This window comes from Pseudomonas sp. FIP_A4 (assembly GCF_036701605.1).
Taxonomy (GTDB): domain Bacteria; phylum Pseudomonadota; class Gammaproteobacteria; order Pseudomonadales; family Pseudomonadaceae; genus Stutzerimonas; species Stutzerimonas phenolilytica.
In genome coordinates this window covers 1-14723 of record NZ_JAYDXP010000107.1, presented here as the reverse complement: position 1 = coordinate 14723, position 14723 = coordinate 1, and the positions used below count along the sequence as shown (strand labels likewise).

Annotated in this window: 12 protein-coding genes; 7 read left to right on the top strand and 5 right to left on the bottom strand. The window is 64.8% G+C overall.

Annotated elements, in window-relative coordinates; translation table 11 throughout:
• Positions 1-47: 47 nt before the first annotated feature.
• Positions 48-2060 (top strand): polysaccharide biosynthesis protein, encoded by a 2013-nt coding sequence (locus U8L64_RS02290; RefSeq protein ID WP_333393663.1) that lies wholly within the window; start codon positions 48-50, stop codon positions 2058-2060.
• A 312-nt stretch (positions 2061-2372) separates the two neighbouring features.
• Here the strand turns inward: U8L64_RS02290 and U8L64_RS02285 are convergent, their stop codons facing one another.
• Together U8L64_RS02285 and U8L64_RS02280 are read right to left on the bottom strand one after the other, a co-directional pair.
• A complete protein-coding gene (locus U8L64_RS02285) occupies positions 2373-2780 on the bottom strand; it encodes a PA2817 family protein (protein WP_008570006.1) in 408 nt (135 codons plus the stop codon).
• Positions 2781-2917: 137 nt separating this feature from the next.
• Positions 2918-5365, bottom strand: coding sequence for an acyl-CoA dehydrogenase (locus U8L64_RS02280; RefSeq protein ID WP_333393660.1), 2448 nt, complete (start codon positions 5363-5365; stop codon positions 2918-2920).
• A 149-nt stretch (positions 5366-5514) separates the two neighbouring features.
• Between U8L64_RS02280 and U8L64_RS02275 the strand changes: the two genes are divergently transcribed.
• From U8L64_RS02275 to U8L64_RS02255, 5 genes are all read left to right on the top strand, one after another.
• The gene (locus tag U8L64_RS02275; protein WP_003290446.1) at positions 5515-6390 is read left to right on the top strand and encodes a YihY/virulence factor BrkB family protein; all 876 of its coding nucleotides are present in this window, start codon (positions 5515-5517) and stop codon (positions 6388-6390) included.
• A 164-nt stretch (positions 6391-6554) separates the two neighbouring features.
• Positions 6555-7670, top strand: a complete 1116-nt coding sequence (locus U8L64_RS02270) for a glycosyltransferase family 4 protein (protein ID WP_333393657.1) — start codon at positions 6555-6557, stop codon at positions 7668-7670.
• On the top strand, positions 7663-8424 hold the full coding sequence (locus U8L64_RS02265; RefSeq protein WP_333393655.1) for a DUF2334 domain-containing protein: 762 nt from the start codon (positions 7663-7665) through the stop codon (positions 8422-8424). Before U8L64_RS02270 ends, U8L64_RS02265 begins: the two co-directional genes overlap by 8 nt.
• Entirely contained in the window at positions 8421-9419 is a 999-nt protein-coding gene (locus U8L64_RS02260) for a lysylphosphatidylglycerol synthase transmembrane domain-containing protein (protein WP_333393652.1), read from the top strand. Before U8L64_RS02265 ends, U8L64_RS02260 begins: the two co-directional genes overlap by 4 nt.
• 91 nt (positions 9420-9510) lie before the next feature.
• Complete coding sequence (locus U8L64_RS02255; protein WP_003290440.1) at positions 9511-9702, top strand: CsbD family protein; 192 nt, start codon at positions 9511-9513, stop codon at positions 9700-9702.
• A 61-nt stretch (positions 9703-9763) separates the two neighbouring features.
• Here U8L64_RS02255 and fdxA read toward each other — a convergent pair whose 3' ends face one another.
• From fdxA to qhpR, 3 genes are all read right to left on the bottom strand, one after another.
• Positions 9764-10087: a ferredoxin FdxA gene (gene fdxA / locus U8L64_RS02250; RefSeq protein WP_008570000.1), complete on the bottom strand. Its 324-nt coding sequence runs from the start codon at positions 10085-10087 to the stop codon at positions 9764-9766.
• 130 nt (positions 10088-10217) lie between these two features.
• The gene (gene mutS / locus U8L64_RS02245; protein WP_333393795.1) at positions 10218-12785 is read right to left on the bottom strand and encodes a DNA mismatch repair protein MutS; all 2568 of its coding nucleotides are present in this window, start codon (positions 12783-12785) and stop codon (positions 10218-10220) included.
• A gap of 285 nt (positions 12786-13070) precedes the next feature.
• Entirely contained in the window at positions 13071-14159 is a 1089-nt protein-coding gene (gene qhpR, locus U8L64_RS02240; protein WP_054094656.1) for an AraC-like transcriptional regulator QhpR, read from the bottom strand.
• Positions 14160-14447: 288 nt separating this feature from the next.
• Between qhpR and U8L64_RS02235 the strand changes: the two genes are divergently transcribed.
• The coding region (locus tag U8L64_RS02235) for an aldehyde dehydrogenase family protein (protein WP_333393644.1) at positions 14448-14723 on the top strand (276 nt) is incomplete at its 3' end.

Sequence of the window (14723 nt, the reverse complement as noted above, 5' to 3'; positions counted from 1 at the left end):
CCTGGTTGCCGGTCGAGCATGTTCGGCGCTAAGGAAGGGGAAGGTTTGTGTTGAGGTTTGCTGAGAAACTTCGTGCCCGTCTGGTGCGGCTGCCGAGGCGGCAGAAGCGGCTGATTCAGGTGGCGACCGATGTGGTGCTGGTCTGGTCGGCGCTTTGGCTGGCGTTTTTCGTGCGGGTTGGCGAGGCCGGGTTTGTCGAGCCATTGAGTGGCCACGCTTGGGTATTCGGTATAGCGCCGCTTCTCTCTCTCCCTTTCTTTATCCGCTTCGGCATGTATCGCGCCGTGATGCGCTATTTCGGCAACGATGCGCTGATGGCCATCGTCAAGGCCGTCACGTTGTCGGCGCTGACACTGTCGTTGGCGATCTACTGGCGGAGCGACGTGCCCAAGGTCATCCCGCGCTCGATGGTGTTCAACTACTGGTGGCTCAGCCTGGTACTGATCGGCGGGTTGCGCCTGGTGATGCGGCAGTACTTCATGGGTGACTGGTTCTCGCCGGCGTCGCCGAGCAAGTTCAAGGGCAGGGATGCGGGGCTGCCCAAGGTGGCGGTTTATGGCGCTGGGGCCGCGGGTAACCAGCTGGTTGCGGCGTTGCGCATGGGGCGGGCGATGCGCCCGGTGGCGTTCATCGATGACGATCCCAACCTGCATGCGCGCTCCATCGCGGGGCTGCGTGTGTATTCGGCCCGGCACATTGAACGGATGGTCGAAGAGACGGGCGCCGGTGAGATTCTCTTGGCCATCCCTTCCGCGTCACGCGCTCGTCGACGTGAGATTCTCGAAAAGCTCGAGCATTACCCGCTGCATGTGCGCAGCGTGCCCGGCTTTATGGACCTGGCCAGCGGCAAGGTGCAGGTCGAGGACATCCAGGAAGTGGATATCGCCGACCTCTTGGGCCGGGATGCGGTGCCACCGCAGCAGGCGCTGTTCGAGCGCTGCATCCGTGGCCAGGTGGTGATGGTGACTGGCGCGGGCGGTTCGATCGGCTCGGAGTTGTGCCGGCAGATCCTGGCGAACGAGCCGGATACCCTGCTGCTGTTCGAGCACAGCGAATTCAACCTCTACAGCATCCATCTGGAACTCGAGCGGCGTATCGAGCGTGAAGCGCTGGCGACCCGCTTGGTTCCGATCCTGGGTTCGATCCGCAATGGCGAGCGGCTGCTGGACGTGTTGCAGACCTGGGGCGTTCAGACGGTTTATCACGCGGCGGCCTACAAGCATGTGCCGATGGTCGAGCACAACGTGGCCGAGGGCGTGCTGAACAATGTGATCGGCACCTTGAATACGGCCCAGGCCGCGGTGCAGGCGGGGGTGGCGAACTTCGTGCTGATCTCCACCGACAAGGCGGTGCGCCCCACGAATGTGATGGGCAGCACCAAGCGCATGGCTGAGCTGGTGTTGCAGGCGTTGAGCCGGGAGCCGGCGCCGGTGCTGTTCGGCAGCCGCGACGGCGTGCATCACGTCAACAAGACGCGCTTTACCATGGTGCGCTTCGGCAATGTGCTGGGCTCGTCGGGCTCGGTGATTCCGCGCTTCTACCAGCAGATCCGCGCCGGTGGACCGGTGACGGTGACCCACCCGAAGATCACCCGCTATTTCATGACCATCCCCGAGGCCGCGCAGCTGGTGATCCAGGCGGGCTCCATGGGGCAGGGTGGCGATGTGTTCGTGCTGGACATGGGCCAGCCGGTGCGCATTGCCGAACTGGCCGAGAAGCTTATTCACCTGTCCGGCCTGAGCATTCGTTCGGAGAAGTGCCCGCACGGCGATATCGCCATCGAATTCACCGGCCTGCGGCCCGGCGAGAAACTCTACGAGGAGCTGCTGATCGGCGACAACGTCAGCCCTACCGAGCACCCGATGATCATGACGGCAAGCGAGGAATACCTGCCGTGGGATCAGCTGAAGGCTTTGCTGAACCGCTTGGTCGCGGCGGTCGATGAGGATGATTACCCGCAGGTGCGCCAGTTGCTTCGCGAGGGAGTCAGTGGCTACAAGCCGGAAGGGGAGATCGTCGACTGGATATATCAGCAGCGACGAGCGGAACCGGGGGAGTGAAGGGCGTTCTTTTCGGTTGAGGTACTTCCGTGTGAAGTGCGTAGGGTGGGCTGAAGCCAACCCTAGAAGCGTCCTTGTCCTGCCCAGGTGGAAACTCGCGCAGCGTTTTTCACCATCACTCGTCAGCGAATCGCAAACCGCAAGCGCTGGTCGGGTTTCCCGTTGCAAGGCATGGTGGACAAGCGTCGCGTTGTCCACCCTACGGGGGCGGTGGGCATATGCGTAGGGTGGAAAACCGCGCAGCGTTTTCCACCATCACCATCACCATCACCACCACCGCGCAACCGCAAGCGGCCGGCGTTGCCCGAATGATCAATGCCGCGGGCTTTCTTCCGGCAGGCTGAGCAGCTGCTTTTCATGGTTCCAGTCGAACGGCTCGTCGTTCTGCTCGGCTTCGTAGCGGCGTTCTTCGAGTTGCTGGAATATCGCGATTTCTTCGTCAGGCATGAAGTGCAGGCAATCGCCGCCGAAGAACCACAGCAGGTCGCGCGGTACGAGATGGGCGATCTGCGGGTAGCGGTGGAAGACCTGGCAGATCAGATCCTGGCCCAGGTGACGCTCTTCCGGCACGTTCTGCAGGTTCATGATCAGTTCATCGAAGCGTTCGAGGAACAGCGCGTGGCTTTCCTCGGAAACCTGCTCGGCTTCGCCCATCGCGAGCAGGATGCCGCGCAGATGGGCCAGCAGGGCAAGGTTGTGATCGTGATAAGGGTTGGCCATGTGTGCACCTGTGTCGGGTTTCTGGGGGGCGCGATTATAGACAGGCGCGCCGTCGAGCGGGCCTGTTCGATTGACTCGCGGGCGTGCCGAGGGTTCGGCACGCGGCGCCAGTCGACATGCAACGTCGTCAGGTTCCGCTAACGCACGCATCCGGGCGGCAGCCGCAGTTCCTCCTGGCTGAAGTCGTCCACATCGATAACACGTCGGCGGGCGGCTTCGGCGGCGTACAGGCTGTTTGCCTCGTTCTCGTCGAGAATCCCCGCCTCCTGCGCGGCCGCGAGCGGATCGCTGCCCGGTGCCGGTTTGAGCGAGCCGCTCTTGAGCGCCTGGTGCAGTTTCTTCGCCGCCGGCTGGCTGGCTATCAGGCTATGCAGGGCATGGTGCAAGCTGCCCAGCGGCTCGTCCGCGCTCTGCGGTCGATAGAAACCATCGAGCACGCGTGCCAGCGCCGGATCGCCTTCGGGACGACCGAGGATGGTCGCGACCTCGGCATCCAGCGCATCCGACGGGCCTGGATGGCGCGCGCCGAAGGGGAAGACCAGTGCGCCCAACAGGCAGCCCAGAATGCGATTGGGGAAGTTGCGCAGGATGTCGCGCAGAGCGGTTTCGCATGTGTGTAGGCAGTCTTCCAGCGCCCATTGCAGCAGCGCCTCCTGATCGGCGGGCTGGCCCAGATCGTGGTAGCGCTTGAGCGCCGCCGAGGCGAGGTAGAGGTGGCTGAGTACATCGCCCAGGCGCGCCGACAGGCGTTCGCGACGCTTGAGTTCGCCGCCCAGCAGCAACATCGAGAGGTCGGCGAGCAGCGCGAAGGCGGCGGCGATACGATTCAGCGCCAGGAAGTACGGGCGGCTCAGGTCGTTGCCTGGCGCCTTGCCGAAACGCCCGAACGTCAGGCCGAGCACCAGGGTGCTGGCGGCGTTGCCGACGGCGAAGCCGATGTGTTGCATCAGCAGTCCGTCGAACTTGCTGACGGCGGCATCGCGATCCGGTTCGTGGACCAGCGCCATTTCCTTGAGCACGAACGGATGGCAGCGAATCGCACCCTGACCGAAGATCATCAGATTGCGCGAGAGGATGTTGGCGCCCTCGACGGTGATGGAGATCGGTGCGGCCTGCCACAGGCGGCCGAGGTAGTTGTTCGGCCCGAGGATGATGCCCTTGCCGCCGTGGATGTCCATCGCATCGCGCACGCACTGGCGGCCGCGCTCGGTGAGGTGGTACTTGAGGATGGCCGAGAGCACCGAGGGCTTCTCGCCCAGGTCCACGGCGCTGGCGGTCAGCGTGCGCGCGGCGTCCATCAGCCAGGCGTTGCCACCGATGCGCGCCAGCGGCTCCTGGATGCCTTCGAACGCCGCCAGTGGCACGCCGAACTGCTCGCGGATCTGCGCGTAGCGACCGCTGGCATAGCTGCACACCTTCGCCGCGCTGACGCCGGTGGCCGGCAGCGAGATCGAGCGACCGACCGACAGGCAGTTCATCAGCATCATCCAGCCCTTGCCGATCATGTCGCGTCCGCCGATCAGCGCATCGAGCGGGACGAAGACGTCCTTGCCCCGGTTCGGGCCGTTCATGAATGCCGCGCCGAGCGGCAGGTGGCGACGTCCGATCTCGACCCCGGGGGTGTCGGTGGGGATCAGCGCCAGGCTGATACCCAGCTCGTCCGCCTCGCCGAGCAGATGCTCCGGGTCGTAGGCCTTGAAGGCGACACCGAGCAGGGTGGCGACCGGGCCGAGGGTGATGTAGCGCTTCTCCCAGTTCAGCCGCAGGCCGAGCACTTCCTCACCCTGCCACTGGCCGCGGCAGATCACGCCGCTGTCGGGCATCGCGCCGGCGTCGGAGCCGGCATAGGGGCCGGTGAGCGCGAAGCAGGGCACGTCGGTGCCGCTGGCCAGGCGCGGCAGGTAATGGCTGCGCTGCTCGTCGGTGCCGTAGTGCAGCAGCAGTTCGGCCGGGCCGAGCGAGTTGGGCACCATCACGGTGCTGGCCAGATCGCCGCTGCGCGTGGCGAGCTTCATCACGATCTGCGAATGGGCGTAGGCGGAAAACCCCTTGCCGCCATATTCCTTGGGGATGATCAGGCCGAAGAAGCCTTGCGTCTTGATGTAGTCCCAGGCTTCGGGCGGCAGGTCGAGGCGCTGGGCGATGTCCCAGTCGCTGACCATCGCGCAGAGCGTTTCGGTTGGGCCATCGAGGAACGCCTGTTCCTCGTCCGTCAGGCGGGCCGGCGGATAACCGAGCAGGACGTTCCAGTCCGGCCTGCCGCTGAACAGTTCGCCATCCCACCACACGGTGCCGGCCTCGATGGCGTCGCGCTCGGTATCGGAGATCGGCGGCAGCACGCGCTTGAACCAGTCGAACAGCGGCTCGCTCACGTAGCGGCGGCGGATATCGGTGATCACCAGCGGCACTGCGATGACGGCCAGCAGCAGCCAGAGCAGGGCGACCAGCCAGCCGGACACCTCATCGGCGGCGCTCATCGCCAGCAGATAGAGCGTAACCAGGGCCAGACTCGGGACGAGCGCCAAGCGCAGATGTGCGATGACGACGAGGCCGAGCAACAGGACCAGCAACCAGATCAACGTCATGGAGAGCGTTCCTTTATCGACGTGGGTGTGCTGACAGCATAGGCGTCCTCGCCGCATGCCGGTGCGATGCGTGCCCGGCGGTGATCTCGCCCGAACTCTTGCGCGGGGCTATCGTCCCAGTTCAGACAGATCAGTTGGCGGGGAGCGGTATGGCATTTCTGGATACGCGTGGCATCGGCTTCGGCACGTTGCTCAAGCGCACGATCAAGGAATTCAGCAACGACGACATGTCCACCTACGCCTCGGCGCTGGCGTACCGGGCGTTGTTCTCGCTGTTTCCGTTCCTCCTGTTTCTCATGGCCCTGCTGGGCTTTCTCAACCTCTCGGAGTTCTTCGCCTGGCTGCGTGAACAGGCGGCGCTGGCACTGCCCGCGGTGGCGATGGAGCAGGTCAATCCGGTGATCGACCAGCTGCAGGAACAGAAAAGCGGGCTGTTGTCGGTCGGTATCCTCGTGGCGCTGTGGACGGCGTCGGCGGGCTTCCGTTCGCTGATGAATGCAATGAACCGGGCCTACGACGTCGACGAGGGGCGGCCCAGCTGGAAGCTCATGCTGTTGTCGCTGCTTTACACGATCGGCACCGCCGTGATTCTGCTTGCCAGCGCCGGGCTGATGATCGTCGGTCCGCAGGTGATGGAGTGGCTGGCCGATCTCGTCGGCCTGAAGGAGACGATCGTGCTGCTCTGGGCATGGCTGCGCTGGCCGGTGGTGGTGTTCCTGATGATGCTGCTGGTGGCCGTGCTGTACTACGTCACGCCGGATGTGGAGCAGGAGTTCCGCTTCATCACGCCCGGCTCGGTGCTGGCGGTGATCGTCTGGATCGCCGCATCGGTAGGTTTCGGCATCTACGTGCAGAACTTCGCCGACTACAACGCCACCTACGGCAGCATCGGCGCAATCATCGTGCTGCTGCTGTACTTCTACATTTCCGCCGCGGTGCTGCTGCTGGGGGCCGAGCTGAATGCGGTAATCGAGCACCACTCGGTCGAGGGCAAGGACCCGGGCGAGAAAACTGCCGATTCCTGACCGATCCGCCCGGCGAGCGGTACGGCGAACGTCTATTCTGCAGAAGGGTCCATACCGTTCATTACAGAATTCCTGCGAGCTGCAGCGGCATGGCGGGGCGGCCGACCAGCGGCGCCGAGGCAATTCCGGGGTTCTGGGCCGAAACCGGATGGAGACGTTGCATCTTGCACATCGCCGATATGACCATGTTTTACGCGCCGGCCAGTGGCGGCGTGCGTACCTACCTCGAGGCCAAGCACCGCCGCCTGCAGCTTTATTCCGGCGTTCGTCACAGCATTCTTGTCCCTGGCAGCAGCTATCAGCAGCATGCGGGCATCTACGAGGTGCCAGCCCCGGCCCTGCCGTTCGGCAAGGGTTATCGCTTTCCGATTCGTCGCGGTCCCTGGCGTAATCTGCTGCGTTCACTGCGCCCCGATCTGATCGAAGTGGGCGATCCGTACATGACCGCCTGGGCGGCACTGGATGCCGGGCGCCGGCTGGATATTCCGGTGATCGGCTTCTACCACTCCGATCTGCCCTTGCTGGTCAGCAACCGCATCGGTGGCTGGCTGGGTACCAACATGAACGGCTATGTCTCGCGGCTGTACGGCAGTTTCGACCGCGTGCTGGCGCCCAGTCAGGTCATGGCGGATAAGCTGACGGCGCTGCGGGTGCGCAACGTGTATGTGCAGCCGCTGGGCGTCGATCTGGAAACGTTCAGCCCGACGCGTCGCGACGCTCATCTGCGAAGCGAGCTGGGGCTGGAGGAAGATTGCCGCCTGCTGATCTTCGCCGGACGCGGCTCGCGCGAGAAGAACCTGCCTGTCCTGCTGGAGACCGCGCGCATCCTCGGCCGGCCGTATCACCTGTTGCTGGTAGGATCGAGCATGCCGCACCGGGTGCCGGGCAACGTCACAGTGATCGACCAATTCTGTTCGGCCAGCGAGGTCGCGCGGCTGCTGGCCAGTAGCGACATGCTGCTGCATGCCGGCAATCAGGAGACGTTCGGCCTGGTAGCGTTGGAAGCGATGGCCAGCGGCATTCCGGTGGTGGCTGCGCGTGCTGGTGCGTTGCCGGAACTGGTGCCGCCGCACACTGGCCGTCTGTGCCGGCCGTTGGATGCGCGCTCGATGGCGCTGACCGTGCAGGAGCTGTTCGAGGATGATCCGCAGCGGCTCGGCAGGCAGGCGCGCCAGCATGTCGAGGCCCATCACGCGTGGGATGCGGTGGTCGCCGGCCTGCTCGCTCACTACCACGCCGTGCTGGGTATGGCCGATCTGCCGGTGGCGGTACATGGCTGAACCAGTGCTGATGCTGGTGCTGCACGATGTGGCGCCGCAGACCTGGCCGGACTACCGGCCATTTGTCGAGGCCGTCGATGCGCTCGGCACGATCCCCATCACCTGGCTGGTAGTGCCGGACTTCCACCGGCGCAATCCGCTGCAGGCGCACCCGTGGTTTCTCGACCTGCTCGGTGAGCGCCTGGCGCGCGGCGACGAGCTGGTGCTGCATGGCTACTACCACGCCGACGACGCGCCAGCGCCGCGCACGCCGCGCGACTGGTTCATGCGCCGCATCTATACCCATGAAGGGGAGTTCTACGCGCTGGCCGAAGCCGAGGCACGCCGACGGCTGGAGCAGGGCATGCAGCTGTTTGCCGAGCAGGGCTGGCCGCTGCATGGCTTTGTCGCGCCGGCCTGGCTAATGAGCGTCGGTACCCGGCAGGCCCTGCAGGGCAGTGGCCTGAGCTATACCAGCGATCCGCAACGGTTCTACCGCCTGCCGGACTTTGCGCCGATCACCGCGCCAGGGCTGGTTTGGAGCGCGCGCAGCGCCTGGCGTCGCGGGCTGTCGCGACTGGTCTGCGAGCAACAGCTGCGCAAGCACAAAGCGGCGCCGCTGCTGCGTCTGGGCCTGCACCCAGTGGATATGCGTCACGAGTTCTCCCGCCACTACTGGCTGCAGCTGCTGCAACGCCTGCTCGCGGAGGGGCGGCGCCCGGTCAGCAAGATCGAATGGCTGCGCCAGCAGCCGCTGATGAGTCAACCGGCATGAACCGCAGCGCCTGGCTGTTGCTCGGTGCGTTGCTCGCCGCGGCACTGGTGCCACTGCTGCTGGGTGGTACCGGCTTGTTCGAGCGACTGTTGCGCTTTCCACCCGGGTTGCTGCTGGGCATGCTCGGCATGGTGCTCGCCGGCTGGTATCTGAATGCCTGGCGCCTGCGCTTGCTGGTCGGCCGGCGCACGCTCGGCCAGCGGCGTGCGCTGGGCATCGTGGTGGCTACCGAGTTCGCCATCTGCGCGACGCCCGGCGGTGCTGGCGGGCCGCTGACCGCAATGGCTCTGCTGATGCGCCAGGGCGTGACACCGGCAAGAGGCACGGCGACCTATGCGGTGGAGCAGCTCAGCGACCTGCTGTTCTTCGCCTGCGCGCTGGTCGGCGTGCTGATCTATGCCATGACCCACGCCTTCAATGCCTATGTTGGCAGTCTGCTGGGCTTCAGCGCGGCGCTGTTGCTCGGCGTGCTGATACTGCTGGGGCTGCTCGGGCGTTTCCATCGCCAGGTGTTTCGCTTCAACGGTTGGCTGGTCAGGCACCTGGGAATGCGGGCGAAGCGGCGGCGACGCTGGGCGCGCAAGGTATTGGGGTTTCGCAATGCGCTGCTCGATTGCTTCCGCCTGCCACGGCGGGTGTTGCTCGGCGTATTCGCGTTGACCACGCTGCACTGGCTGCTGCGCTTCAGTGTGCTGTATCTGACGCTGCGCGGATTGCAGAGCGAGATCGCCTGGGCCTGGACCTTCGTGGTGCAGATTCTGGCGCTGACGGCTGGTCAGCTCAGCCTGCTGCCTGGCGGCGCCGGCAGCGCCGAGCTGGCTTCGGCCGCGCTGCTGACGCCGATGGTGGGTAAATCCAGCACGGCGGCGGCGATCCTGATCTGGCGCTTCGTCACCTATTACTTCTACCTGATCGTGGGTGCCCCGGTGTTCCTGCAACTGGCCGGGCGACCACTGCTCAATCGACTGATGCGCAGCCGGCGAGCGACGACCTGACGCGCCGTTCCGATGGCCGGGAGGAAACTATCGGCGCGCGCACCCGGTCCACCCCTTGTAACCGATCACTCAGCAGCAAAGGGGAGCCGCCATGAGCAGCACCGAAGACAAGATCAAGGGCAACACCAACGAAGCTGTCGGCAAGATCAAGCAGGGTATTGGCGAGGCCACCGACAATCCGCGGCTGAAGGAGGAAGGGCAGCGTCAGGAGATCAAGGGTGACGCCCAGCAGGTCAAGGGTGACGTCAAGGATACGCTGAAGAAGGGCATCGACCGGGCCTGATCGGTGCGCTGCACACATGAAAATGCCCGCGAATGCGGGCATTTTTCGTCGCAACGGGCGATCAGCGCTCGAGGTACTGCAGCTTGTCCTTGACGCCGTCCCACTCTTCGGCATCCGGCAGCGAGTCCTTCTTCTCGGTGATGTTCGGCCAGACTTCGGCCAGATCGGCGTTCAGCGCGATGTATTCCTGCTGATCGTCCGGCACTTCGTCTTCGGAGAAGATCGCCTGGGCCGGGCACTCCGGCTCGCACAGGGCACAATCGATACACTCGTCCGGGTGAATCACCAGGAAGTTCGGGCCTTCGTAGAAGCAGTCCACCGGGCAGACTTCCACGCAATCGGTGTATTTGCACTTGATGCAGTTGTCGGTGACGACGAAGGTCATTTCTAGCTATCTCCTCAGGCGGGTCAGGCAGCGTTGGCAGACGCTCCTGTGTGGCAGCAGACAGGGTGGCACCAGGCAAACGCCACCGTATCCAAAAAATTGCGCGCGATTCTACCAGTTTATTGGCGCATCAGGCTTGCGATTTAAGGCTGTATAGCAGGTCCAGCGCCTGTCGCGGAGACAGATCATCGGGATTGATTCGACGCAATTGCTCGATCACAGGATGCGGCAAACTGGCGAAAAGATCGCTCTGCACCGGAGGCGCGGACTGGCCAGCTGCCATTCTCGGCGCTTCGTGGGGCAGGCTGGTGGTTTCCAGGCGCGACAGATGGTCGCGGGCGCGCTGTATGACCTCGCCCGGCACGCCCGCCAGCTGCGCCACCGCCAGGCCGTAGCTCTGGCTCGCCGGCCCCGGCAGCACATGATGGAGGAAGACGATGCGCTCGTTGTGCTCGGTGGCCGACAGGTGCACGTTGGCCACCACGGGCTCGCTTTCCGGCAGCACGGTGAGCTCGAAATAGTGGGTGGCGAACAGCGTGAAGGCGCGCAGCTTCGCCAGCTGCTCGGCGGCTGCCCAGGCCAGCGACAAGCCATCGAAGGTGCTGGTGCCGCGACCTACTTCGTCCATCAGCACCAGGCTCTTGTCGCTGGCGTTGTGCAGGATGTTGGCGGTTTCGCTCATCTCCACCATGAAGGTCGAGCGCCCGCCGGCGAGGTCGTCCGAGGAGCCGATGCGGGTGAAGATGCGGTCCACCAGTGACAGCTCGCACGCCGCCGCCGGTACGAAGCTGCCAATCTGCGCCAGCAGCACGATCAGCGCGGTCTGGCGCATGTAGGTGGACTTACCGCCCATGTTCGGCCCGGTGATGACCAGCATGCGGGTGGCGTCGTCGAGGGCGAGATCGTTGGCGACGAAGGGGGTCTCCAGCACCTGCTCGACCACCGGGTGTCGACCCTGCTCGATGCGCAGGCAGGGCTGTTCGACGAAGCGCGGACGATTCAGATCGAGGTTAAGCGCGCGCTCGGCGAGGTTGCTCAGCACGTCCAGCTCGGCCAGCGCGGCGGCGCTTTCCTGCAGCGGTGCGAGGTGGCCGATGAGCAGCTCCAGCAGTTCGTCATACAGCAGCTTTTCGCGGGCCAGGGCGCGGCTCTTGGCCGAGAGCGCCTTGTCCTCGAATTCCTTGAGCTCCGGGGTGATGAAGCGCTCGGCGCCCTTGAGCGTCTGCCGGCGGATGTAGTCGGCCGGCGCCGATTCGGCCTGCTTACTCGGCAGCTCGATGAAGTAGCCGTGCACGCGGTTGTAGCCGACCTTGAGGTTGGCCAGTCCGGTACGGGCCTTCTCGCGGGCTTCCAGGTCCATCAGGTACTGGCCGGCGTTCTCGGAAAGCGACTGCAGCTCGTCCAGCTCGGCGTCGTAGCCGGTCTTCAGTACGCCGCCGTCGCGGATCACCGCCGGCGGGTTGTCGATGATGGCGCGGGTCAGCAGGTCGGCCAGCTCCGGGTAGGTGCTGATGCTTTTCGCCAGTTCCAGCAGATGCGGTGCCACCAGGTCCCGCATGCCGGCCTGCAGCTGCGGCAGCGCCGCAAGGGCGTCGCGCAGGCGCGCCAGGTCGCGGGGACGGGCGTTGCGCAGGCCGATACGGGCGAGGATGCGTTCCAGGTCACCGATGTCCTTTAGCTGCGGCTGCAGCTGTTCGAAGCGGTAATGCTCGAGCAGGCAGGTGATCGAGTCCTGGCGTGCTTCGAGGATTTCGCGGTTGCGCAGCGGGCGGTTCAGCCAGCGGGTCAGCAGGCGCGAGCCCATGGCGGTCTGGCAGCGGTCCATCACCGATTGCAGTGTGTTCTCACGGCCGCCGGCCAGGTTCACGTCCAGCTCCAGGTTGCGCCGGCTGGCACCGTCGAGGATCACCGTGTCGTCGAGGCGCTCGTGGCGCAGGCTGCGCAGGTGGGGCAGGGCGGTGCGCTGGGTTTCCTTGGCATAGGCCAGCAGGCAGCCGGCGGCACCGATGGCCAGCGTCAGGTTCTCGCAGCCGAAGCCCTTGAGGTCCTGGGTGGAGAACTGCTGGCAGAGGCTCTTGAACGCCGAGTCGCGATCGAAATCCCAGGGCGCGCGACGGCGCACGCCGCGGCGTTTCTCCAGCGGCAGGCCCTGCGGCCAGTCGTCGGGAATCAGCAATTCTGCCGGGCTCAGGCGCTCCAGTTCTGCGAGCAGGGTTTCCCAGCCCTTGAGTTCCTGCACGCTGAAGCGGCCGCTGGCGATGTCCAGCACCGACAGGCCGAACAGCTTCTCGTCACCGACCACCGCCGCCAGCAGGTTGTCGCGGCGCTCGTCGAGCAGCGCCTCGTCGCTCACCGTACCGGGGGTGATGATGCGCACCACCTGGCGCTCCACCGGCCCCTTGCTGGTGGCCGGGTCGCCGATCTGCTCGCAGATCACCACCGATTCGCCCAGCTTGACCAGTCGCGCCAGGTAGCCCTCGGCGGAGTGGAACGGAATGCCGGCCATGGGGATCGCCGTGCCCGCCGACTGACCGCGCGCTGTGAGGGTGATGTCGAGCAGCGCCGCGGCCTTCTTGGCGTCGTCGTAGAACAGCTCGTAGAAGTCGCCCATGCGGTAGAACATCAGCTGATCCGGATGCTCGCGCTTGAGCTTCCAGTATTGCTGCATCATCGGGGTGTGCTGCGAAAGATCGGAGATTGCCTTGTTCATCAGGTGCTTAGAAATGGGTGCTGGACTGGGTGGAGCAGAGTTGGGGCGAATCACGCGGCGGACTGCGTGCCTGACCCGATGTATCGCAGCTCGTTGGCGGACTCGTCGCCCAGCCATTTGGCGTACATCTGGGCCAGCCTCGTGAAGTCCTCGTGCTTCATCTGCTTGGCGATGAACGCAAGGTTACCACGCGCTACCGGGCACTCGCAGGCGCACCAGACGTGCGCGTTTGGGCTCGTTCTAAGGTTCGCGTTCCAGGCAAACCAGGCGCAGCTACGGCTGCCGGGTGTCGACCAGATCGCTGTGCTGGCGCCACTGGCGGGGACTTACGCCGAACCAGCGGCGGAATGCACGGGAAAAGGCACTGGTCTCGGAATAGCCCAGCAAGGGTGCCAGCTCCGAAATGGGCAGCTGCTGCTGGCGCAAGTAGTAGGTCGCCAGCTCCTGGCGCTGCTTGTCCACCAGCGCGGAGAAACTCAGCCCTTCCTCGCGCAGGCGACGCTGTAGCGACCAGCTGCTCATGCCCATCTGCTCGGCGATATCTTCCAGTCCCGGCTCGCCCAGCATCAGACGCTGGCGGATCTGCGCGCGGGCATCATCGACGACGTCCGGCTCATCGCCGCCCGCCAGGCTGAGCTGGCGCAGGGAATCCTGCATGACCATCAGCAGGATCGGGTCGCTGCCCGGCATCGGGCGGTTCAGGCCGACCTTGGGGATCAGCAGCGAGTTGTACGGTTGCTCGAAGTACACCGGCGCATCGAAGACCTTGCTGTGCTCATGCCAATCAGCCGGGCGCGGGTGCTCGAAGTGCACCGCGCGCGGCGCCCATTGGCTGCCGAGCACGTGACGAATCAGGTTGCGGGCCATGCCCAGGGTCAGCTCGGCGTCCTGCCGCCGGCAGAGGATGGCGCCGTGGCGGACCTGATAGTCGAAGCGATAGCACTCCCCATCATCGACCAGACGAATCAGGCTGTTGCGTTGGTGCAGTGGGAAGGCGCGGGCGAAATTGATCAGCGCCTGCTCGACCGTTGCCGAGCACAAGCCGATATAACCCAGCAGTCCCAACGCCTGTGGCTTGAACTGCTGGCCATAGTACAGACCGAAGTTGTCACAGCCCGATTGCCGCGCCGCTTCTTCCAGCACCTGGCAGTAGTTCGGCAGCGCGAGGCTCAGGGTCGGATGCTGCAGCAATTGCGCATCGATGCCCGACACGCCGAGCACCCGCTCGGCGTCGCCTCCCTGCCGCTCGATGAAGGTGCACAAGCCGCTGGCCGCTGCGGCCAGCACGCCGGCATGTTTTTGCCCGCTGGTGACAAGCGCCAGGCCGGCCGACGCATCCGTCTGCTCGAATAAGGAACTCATCGAAGTCTCCACAACGTAACGTTCCGCGACATGAAGCCAGAGCAACCGGGCGCGCCAGAGCACTCGTGCTCTTAAGGCGCGCGCTTGCGAGCGTCACGCCAAAACGCGCAGCAAACAAAGCGCTCGTCCAAGGCCTGCGACATTTCGTCACGAAGTTGACTGTAGGCGACAGCAGAGCTTTGTTCGGGTCAAGTCGCACGCATGAATCTGACTCAAGATCAATATGAGCCGTGCTGAGATTCGGCCAGTGCATCAATTATTACAAGAGTCATCCTTCGGAGAATTCCCATGATCTACGCCCAACCCGGTACTCCAGGCGCCGTCATTTCCTTCAAGCCGCGCTACGGCAACTACATCGGCGGCGAATTCGTGCCGCCGGTCAAGGGGGAGTATTTCGTCAACACCTCGCCGGTAAACGGTGAGGTGATCGCCGAGTTCCCGCGTTCGGGCGCCGAAGACGTGGAGCGTGCGCTGGACGCTGCCCATGCCGCCGCCGATGCCTGGGGCAAGACCTCGGTGCAGGACCGTGCGCTGATCCTGCTGAAGATCGCCGATCGCATCGAA

Excerpts from the sequence above, each read along its gene's own strand:
- U8L64_RS02285 (WP_008570006.1), bottom strand. The coding sequence starts at position 2,780 with ATGGCCAACCCTTATCACGATCACAACCTTGCCCTGCTGGCCCATCTG.
- U8L64_RS02280 (WP_333393660.1), bottom strand. The coding sequence starts at position 5,365 with ATGACGTTGATCTGGTTGCTGGTCCTGTTGCTCGGCCTCGTCGTCATC.
- U8L64_RS02275 (WP_003290446.1), top strand. The coding sequence starts at position 5,515 with ATGGCATTTCTGGATACGCGTGGCATCGGCTTCGGCACGTTGCTCAAG.
- U8L64_RS02265 (WP_333393655.1), top strand. The coding sequence starts at position 7,663 with ATGGCTGAACCAGTGCTGATGCTGGTGCTGCACGATGTGGCGCCGCAG.
- U8L64_RS02260 (WP_333393652.1), top strand. The coding sequence starts at position 8,421 with ATGAACCGCAGCGCCTGGCTGTTGCTCGGTGCGTTGCTCGCCGCGGCA.
- U8L64_RS02255 (WP_003290440.1), top strand. The coding sequence starts at position 9,511 with ATGAGCAGCACCGAAGACAAGATCAAGGGCAACACCAACGAAGCTGTC.
- fdxA (WP_008570000.1), bottom strand. The coding sequence starts at position 10,087 with ATGACCTTCGTCGTCACCGACAACTGCATCAAGTGCAAATACACCGAT.
- qhpR (WP_054094656.1), bottom strand. The coding sequence starts at position 14,159 with ATGAGTTCCTTATTCGAGCAGACGGATGCGTCGGCCGGCCTGGCGCTT.